Below are 7,657 nucleotides of genomic sequence, written 5' to 3'. Positions count from 1 at the left end.
CAATCAAGACAAACCCCCACAACCCCAGACCAATCCCCCACCGAAAACAACCACCCGCCCAAGGCCAATGCGATAACCACCGCGCAACCACACCACCAGCCAATGCCGCAACCACGCACGATCCCAACCGTCACAACCGCGACCAAAGACAACTCTCAACCCCACAAGGAATCCCACACCACGAAGAACTCTCAAGGCGGTAGAAAGCGAAACGGCTTCATGCACATTGCCCGCGACAAAGAAGGCCCTCCATTGCAGGCCATCAAGGGTCAGGCAACAAACACCACCCGACCACACCGCAGTCACGCACCAACCCGGCCATCGCGAGCACGACCGAAGGCTGGCCACGAGTTCACGAAAGCCCTGATCGCGCAGCAACCCATCAGGACGAGCCGAACCCATGCGATCGCACCGCATTGCCCATGGAAGGAAGGCACGCTAGCGCCTGACGTCGAGGGCAATGCGATTGGACGCGCGACGGCACCGGCCACCGCCGCAACCACGCGGCGACCTGAACCGTCGCGATCGCGACCGAAGGCAGGTTTCGAGCCTGCGAGAAACCTGATCGCGCAGCGAGCCCCTGGGCGAGCCGGAGCGATGCAGCGATCGCACCGCATTGCCCGTTGAAGGGAAGGCCCTCTAGGGCCTGACCGCCGAGGGCAATGCGATTGGACACGCGACGGCACCGGCCACCGCCGCAACCACGCGGCGACCTGAACCGTCGCGATCGCGACCGAAGGCAGGTTTCGAGCCTGCGAGAAACCTGATCGCGCAGCGAGCCCCTGGGCGAGCCGGAGCGATGCAGCGATCCCACCGCATTGCCCGTTGAAGGGAAGGCCCTCTAGGGCCTGACCGCCGAGGGCAATGCAATAAACCTAGTGCGCGGCTTCCTGCCAGGTTCTGCCGGTGCCCATGGAGACGCTGAGGGGGGCGCGTAGGTCGTAGGCGCCGGCCATTTCGGTGCTGACCAGGGTTTTGAGGGTTTCCAGTTCGCCGGGGGCCACTTCGAAGACGAGTTCGTCGTGGACCTGGAGGAGGATGCGGGAGGTGAGGCCGGCGGTGTTGATGGCGCGGTGGACGTTGAGGCCGGCGACCTTGATGATGTCGGCGGCGGAGCCCTGGATGGGGGCGTTGAGGGCCATGCGTTCGGCCATTTCGCGGCGCTGGCGGTTGTCGGAGTTGAGGTCGGGCAGGTATCGGCGGCGGCCGAGGATGGTTTCGGTGTAGCCGTCCTGGCGGGCTTTGGCGACGATGTTGCGGAGGTAGTCGCGGACGCCTCCGAACTGCTCGAAATACTCCTCCATGAGGCCGCGGGCCTCGTCCGGGGAGATGCGGAGCTGCTGGGAGAGGCCGTAGGCGGACAGGCCGTAGGCGAGGCCGTAATTCATGGCCTTGATGCGGGCTCGCAGTTCGCTGTCGATCTGCTCGGGCGGGAGGCCGAACACGCGGGACGCGGTGATGGTGTGGAAGTCGGCGCCGGATCCGAACGCCTCGAGGAGCGCCTCGTCCTCGGAGAGGTGCGCCATGATGCGCAGCTCGATCTGGGAGTAGTCGGCGGTGAGGAGGGATTCGTAGCCGTCGCCGACGACGAACGCCTCGCGGATCTGGCGGCCTTCGGCGGTGCGGATCGGGATGTTCTGCAAGTTCGGGTCGGTGGACGACAGCCGGCCGGTCGCGGCGATCATCTGGTTGAACGTGGTGTGGATGCGCCCGTTGTCGTCGGCCATCGGGATGAGGGAGTCGACGATGCTCTTGAGCTTGGCGACCTCGCGCCAGCGCAGGATGTGCTCGAGGACGGGGTGGGGCTCCTTCTCCAGGAGGTTCGTCAGGGCCTCGGAGTCGGTGGTGTAGCCGGTCTTGGTGCGCTTGGTCTTCGGCAGGTTCAGCTCGTCGAACAGGACCTGCTGGACCTGCTTGGGCGAGCCGAGGTTGAACTCGCGCCCGACGGCGCTGTGGGCCTCCTGCTCCTGCTCTTTGACCTGGCCGCCGAGGGACGCCGACAGGCCCGCGAGGTGGTCGGTGTCGACCGCGATGCCGGCGCGCTCCATGTCGGCGAGGACGCCGACGAGCGGGAGTTCCACTTCCCTGAGGAGGCGGGTGGCGCCGCGCTTCTCGAGGTCCTTGTCGAGGACGTCGGCCAGTTCGGTGACGGCGCGCGCGCGGACCGCGAGGGCCTGCGCGGCCTCTTCTTCGCCCGAGCCGTCGAGGGTGAGCTGCCCTGATTCCTCGGTCTCGCTGCGCAGTTCGCGGTGGAGGTAGCGCAGCGCCAGGTCGGCGAGGTCGAACGTCCGCTGGCCCGGGAGCGCCAGGTAGGCGGCGAGGGCGGTGTCGCTGGTGACGCCGTCGAGGGTCATGCCGCGCGCCGCGAACGCCAGCATCGGGCCCTTGGCCTCGTGGATCGCCTTGGGCCGGGCGGGGTCGGCGAGGTAGGCGGCCAGGGCGCGCTCGTCGTCCTCGATCAGTTCCGCTGGGTCGAGGTGGACGGCCGGGCCCTTCTTGGACGCCAGCGCCACCGCGGTGATCTCGCCCGTGCCGCGCCCCCAGGTGCCGGTGACGGCGATGCCGAGGCGGTCGCCGGCGTTGGCGTCGAGCCAGGTGCCGAGCGCGCCGGGCTCCAGCGCGTCGAGTTCGACGTCGAAGCCTTCGTCGGCCTCGGGCTCGGCCGTCGACAGCGTCGAGTACAGGCGCTCGCGCAGGACGCGGAACTGCAGCGAGTCGAACAGGGTGTGGATCTCCTCGCGGTCCCACTGGCCCATGGTCAGCTGCGGCGGCGCCAGCTCCAGCCCGACCTCGGTGTCGAGCTTGTTGATCTGGTGGTTGCGCAGGACCTGGGCGAGGTGCTCGCGGAGGTTGTCGCCGGCCTTGCCCTTGATCTCCTCCACCCGGGCGACGAGGGTGTCGAGGTCGCCGTACTTGGTCAGCCACTTCGCGGCGGTCTTCGGGCCGACGCCCGGCACGCCGGGCAGGTTGTCGCTGGTCTCCCCCACCAGGGCGGCCAGTTCGCGGTAGCGCTGCGGCGGGACGCCGTACTTGGCCTCGACGGCGGCCGGGTCCATCCGGGAGAGCTCCGACACGCCGCGGACGGGGTAGAGGATCGTGACGTCGTCGTCGACGAGCTGGAACGCGTCCCGGTCGCCGGTGACGATGAGGGTCTTCATCCCGGCGCGGGTGGCCTGGACGGCGAGCGTGGCGATGATGTCGTCGGCCTCGAACCCCGCGACCGACAGCCGCGGGATGCGCAGCGCGTCCAGCACCTCGAAGATCAGGCTGACCTGGCTGCGGAACTCGTCGGGCGTCTTCTGCCGCCCCGCCTTGTACTCCACGTACTGCTCGTGCCGGAACGTCGGCTCCGAGCGGTCGAACGCCACCGCGATGTGGGTGGGCTGCTCGTCCCGGAGGACGTTGATGAGCATGGACGTGAAGCCGTACACGGCGTTGGTCGGCTGCCCGTCGGTCGTGGAGAAGTTCTCCACGGGCAGCGCGAAGAACGCCCGGTAGGCCAGAGAGTGCCCGTCGAGCAGGAGGAGCCGGTCACTCTTGTCAGGGGTCGCTGCTGTCGTCACCACACCAGGAGCCTAGTCTGCGCGTAGGACAGTTTTGTGGAGGCGTAAGTGACTGACACTCCCGGGCCGCAGCCCGCCGCGGGCCACAGCGGCTTCGGACCGGACGCGTACGGCGACCTGGGCAAGGCCATGGGCATCGAGTGCCTGGAGGCATCGCCGAAGCGCGTGGTGGGCCGCATGCCCGTCAAGGGCAACACCCAGCCGTACGGGCTGCTGCACGGCGGCGCGTCCTGCGTGCTGGCCGAGTCGATCGGCTCGACCGGCGCGGCGCTGCACGCCGGGCCCGGCCGCATCGCGGTGGGGATCGAGATCAACGCCACGCACCACCGGTCGGCGACCGAGGGCCATGTGACGGGCGTGGCGACCCGCAGGCACGGCGGGCGGACGCTCGCCACCTACGACATCGTGATCACGGACGACGAGGGGCGCCGCATCTGCACCGCGCGCCTCACCTGCATGCTGCGGGACGCTCCGGAAGGTTGATCCGCGCTTTCTTTGCGATGCGCGCCCCCGGGTCTGTAGCGTGGGTCGAAACAGGCCCGGGACCACCGAGTAGACAACGTACGCCCCGCTAAGGGGCGTACGGCCCCAAAGGTGATCCCGGGCCTCTTTTCGTGTTGCGATCATCGTCTCGCATATTTCACAAAACGGTCACAGCAGATCACGACTCGGCCGCAACCCCCACTGCCGTCTCCTCACGAACGTCCAGGTCAAGTAGCCTCCGTGGCACTGTACAAACGGACGCAAAGAGGCTGTCCACGGACATCTGGAGACGCCCATGCAAGGCGGCAGAAGGTTCCGCACCCTGGCACTCACCGCCGTTGCCGCGCTCGCCCTCGCGGCCTGCGGCGGCGGCGACGACGGCGGCGAGGACTCCAACGCCGGCGGTGGCAAGAGCGACGGCGTGCTCAAACTCGGCTACATCTTCCCCGAGAGCGGTGAGCTGGCCCACCTCGGCCCGCCCCAGATCTCGGCCACCAAGTACGCCATTTCTGAGATCAACAAGGCCGGTGGCGTCCTCGGCAAGCCGATGCCCGAGGTAGTCGGATCCGACGAGGGCGGCAAGGCCGAGATCGCCAACGCGTCGGTCGACCGCCTGCTGGGCCAGAACGTCGACGGCATCGTCGGCGCGGCGGCCTCCGGCATGTCCCTCGCCGTGCTCGACAAGGTCAAGAGCGCGCAGAAGGTGCAGTGCTCGGGCTCCAACACGGCGCCGACGTTCACGGGCTACCAGGACGACGGCTTCTACTTCCGCACCGCGCCGAGCGACGTGCTGCAGGGCCCGATCCTCGCCGACACCATCACCGGTGACGGCCACGCCAACATCGCCATCGCCTACCGCGGCGACGACTACGGCAAGGGCCTGGCCGAGGCGACCAAGGCGGCGCTGGAGAACGTGGGCGGCACCGTGCCGGTCATGGAGGCCTACGAGCCCAACACGACCAACTTCAACGCCACGGTCTCCAAGATCCGCGACGCCAAGCCGGACGCCGTCGTCATGGTCTCCTTCCAGGAGGGCGCCCAGCTCGGCACCAAGCTCATCGAGGCCGGCTTCAAGGCGAACCAGTTCTACAGCGCCGACGGCATGAAGGACGAGGAGATGGCGGAGCGCTTCTCCAAGAGCGACCCGTCCGTCATCGAGGGCTTCAAGGGCACCGGCCCCGCCTCCGTCGAGAACAAGACGTTCACCGACGGCCTGAAGGCCTTCGACCCCAAGCTCGAGGTCTTCCAGTACGCGCCGCAGGTCTACGACTGCGTCGTGGTGATGGCCCTGGCCGCCGAGACCGCCAAGACCGACGACCCCGCCGTCTTCAAGACGAAGATGAACGAGGTCACCAAGGGCGGCGAGAAGTGCACGTCGTTCTCCCAGTGCCGTGACCTGATCAAGGACGGCAAGGACATCGACTACGACGGCGCCAGCGGCCCGCTCGACTTCACCGAGCCCGGCGAGCCCGGCGCCACCGAGATCGAGATCTACGAGTACAACGACAAGGGCAAGTTCGAGATCACCGACACCGTGCAGAGCAAGCCGGTCAGCTGACCTCGATAGCACCAAAGAAGGGCCCCGGCCGATCGGCCGGGGCCCTTCCCATTTCCGTCTCTTCCCTCCCGGGTCCGGGCCGGCGCCACCGCGCCGGCCCGGCCGGGCCCGGTCAGTCGACCTTCGCGAGGGTGCCGAGGTACAGCTCGATGACCTTCGGGTCGTGCAGCAGCTCGGCGCCGGTGCCCGTGTACGCGTTGCGGCCCTGGTCCAGCACGTAGCCCCGGTCGGCGATCTGCAGGCAGCGCCGCGCGTTCTGCTCCACCATCACGATCGACACGCCGCTCGAGTTGATCTGCTTGACCTGCTCGAACACCTCGTCCTGGAACTTCGGCGACAGGCCCGCGGTCGGCTCGTCGAGCATCAGCACCGACGGGTCCATCATCAGCGCCCGGCCCATCGCCACCATCTGCCGCTCACCCCCCGACAGCGCGCCCGCCTTCTGCTTGCGCCGCTCACCGAGCAGCGGGAACAGCCCGCAGACGAACTCGAACCGCTTGTTCCACTGCTTCGGCCGCAGGTACAGCCCCATCTCCAGGTTCTCCTCGACACTCAGCGAGGGGAACACGTTCTGGGTCTGCGGCACGTACCCGACCCCCCGCGACACGAGCTCGTGCGCGGTGAGGTTCGTGATGGGCGCGTCCTTCAGCCGGATCGACCCCGAACGCACCGGGATCAGCCCGAACATCGTCTTGACCAGCGTCGACTTGCCGGCGCCGTTCGGCCCGATCACCGCCACGACCTCCCCCTCCGCGAGGGTGAGGTCGCAGCCGTTGAGGATGTTGACCTCGGGGATGTACCCCGAGACCACCTTCTCCGCCACCAGCAGGGGCTCCGGGGCGGCCTGCCCCGCCGCCCCGGCGTCCTTCTCGGTCATCCGCTACTCCTTCGCCCCTGGCTCGTCGTACCTGGTTCCAAGGTAGGCGTCGATGACGGTCCGGTTGGAACGGATCTGCTCCGGCGGACCCTCGGCGATCACCTGCCCCTGCGCCATGCAGACGACCCAGTCGCTGATGCCCATGACGACGTCCATGTCGTGCTCCACGAACAGCACGGTCATGCCCTCGTCGCGCAACGCCCGGACATGCCCGAGCAGCGACTGCGTCAGCGCCGGGTTCACCCCGGCCATCGGCTCGTCCAGCATCACCATCGACGGGCCCACCATCAGCGCACGCGCCATCTCCAGCAGCTTCCGCTGGCCGCCCGACAGCTCACCGGCGAACGAGTCGCGCATGTGCGCCAGCTTGAACCGGTCGAGCAGCTCCAGGGCGCGCTTCTCCAGCCCGCCCTCCTGCGGACGCCACAGCGGCGGCACCAGCGCGTTGAAGAAGTTCTCACCGCGCTGCCCGACCGCCGCCAGCTTCATGTTCTCCAGCACGGTCAGCCGCGTCAGCGCCTTCGTGAGCTGGAACGTCCGCACCATGCCGCGCCTGGCCATCTTGTGCGCGGCGAGCCCCGCGGCGGGCCGGCCGTCGAACGACCACGTCCCGCTGTCGGCCCGGTCGAACCCGGTCAGCACGTTGAACAGCGTCGTCTTGCCCGCGCCGTTGGGGCCGATCAACGAGGTGATCGTCCCGCGCTGGACCTCCAGGTGGCCGACGTCGACCGCCTTCAGCCCGCCGAACGCCCGGCTCACCCCGTCGGCGACGAGGATCGGATCCGGCTTGGCGATGCCCGGCGTCCCGGTGAGCCCCGCCAACGCGGACTCGTCCGGCAGGACGGTCTCCTCGACCGCCTCCTCGGCCAGCCGCCGGGCCTCGACGATCTCGCTGTCCCCCAGCTCGGCGCGCTCATCCGCGGCGCCCTGCACGTCCTTCGGCTCATCGGTCACGGAGCAACATCTCCCTCCTGCTGCCGAGCACGCCCTGCGGCCGGTAGATCATGATCAGCATGAGCAGCAGGCCCACCACCGCGAAGCGCAGCGGGCCGATGTCCGACGGCGACAGGATGCTGTCGGAGATGTACCCAGCGCTGAGCGCCTGCCGGAGCGAGGTGTCCATCAGCACCAGCAGGAACCAGAACATCCACGCGCCGACGATCGGCCCGAGCACCC

5 protein-coding genes and 1 pseudogene are annotated in these 7,657 nt (G+C 68.5%); 2 read left to right on the top strand and 4 right to left on the bottom strand.

Translation table 11 applies throughout. The features are described 5' to 3' along the window. Nucleotides 1-875 precede the first annotated feature (875 nt). Nucleotides 876-3,566, bottom strand: coding sequence for a DNA polymerase I (gene polA, locus E1266_RS33410; RefSeq protein WP_132053968.1), 2,691 nt, complete (start codon nucleotides 3,564-3,566; stop codon nucleotides 876-878). Nucleotides 3,567-3,692: 126 nt separating this feature from the next. Between polA and E1266_RS33405 the strand changes: the two genes are divergently transcribed. Continuing rightward, entirely contained in the window at nucleotides 3,693-4,046 is a 354-nt protein-coding gene (locus tag E1266_RS33405) for a PaaI family thioesterase (RefSeq protein ID WP_243719207.1), read from the top strand. Between the two features lie 295 nt (nucleotides 4,047-4,341). Further along, nucleotides 4,342-5,604 carry an ABC transporter substrate-binding protein gene (locus E1266_RS33400; protein ID WP_132053966.1) on the top strand — a complete coding sequence of 421 codons (1,263 nt, stop codon included), beginning with the start codon at nucleotides 4,342-4,344 and terminating at the stop codon, nucleotides 5,602-5,604. 112 nt (nucleotides 5,605-5,716) lie between these two features. On the opposite strand, the gene E1266_RS33395 is transcribed toward E1266_RS33400, so the two are convergent. From E1266_RS33395 to E1266_RS38475, 3 genes and pseudogenes are all read right to left on the bottom strand, one after another. Beyond that, nucleotides 5,717-6,481, bottom strand: coding sequence for an ABC transporter ATP-binding protein (locus tag E1266_RS33395; protein ID WP_132053964.1), 765 nt, complete (start codon nucleotides 6,479-6,481; stop codon nucleotides 5,717-5,719). A 3-nt stretch (nucleotides 6,482-6,484) separates the two neighbouring features. Continuing rightward, nucleotides 6,485-7,303, bottom strand: coding sequence for an ABC transporter ATP-binding protein (locus E1266_RS33390; RefSeq protein ID WP_132053970.1), 819 nt, complete (start codon nucleotides 7,301-7,303; stop codon nucleotides 6,485-6,487). Between the two features lie 121 nt (nucleotides 7,304-7,424). Then, nucleotides 7,425-7,657: pseudogene (locus E1266_RS38475) on the bottom strand (branched-chain amino acid ABC transporter permease); the annotation flags it as partial.

It is taken from the genome of Actinomadura sp. 7K534, assembly GCF_004348575.1.
In the GTDB taxonomy this organism is placed as follows: domain Bacteria; phylum Actinomycetota; class Actinomycetes; order Streptosporangiales; family Streptosporangiaceae; genus Spirillospora; species Spirillospora livida.
Note: the sequence above shows the minus strand (reverse complement) of the source record. Positions and strands in the feature narration are given on the sequence as shown.

Excerpts from the sequence above, each read along its gene's own strand:
- E1266_RS33405 (WP_243719207.1), top strand. The coding sequence starts at position 3,693 with ATGGGCATCGAGTGCCTGGAGGCATCGCCGAAGCGCGTGGTGGGCCGC.
- E1266_RS33400 (WP_132053966.1), top strand. The coding sequence starts at position 4,342 with ATGCAAGGCGGCAGAAGGTTCCGCACCCTGGCACTCACCGCCGTTGCC.
- E1266_RS33395 (WP_132053964.1), bottom strand. The coding sequence starts at position 6,481 with ATGACCGAGAAGGACGCCGGGGCGGCGGGGCAGGCCGCCCCGGAGCCC.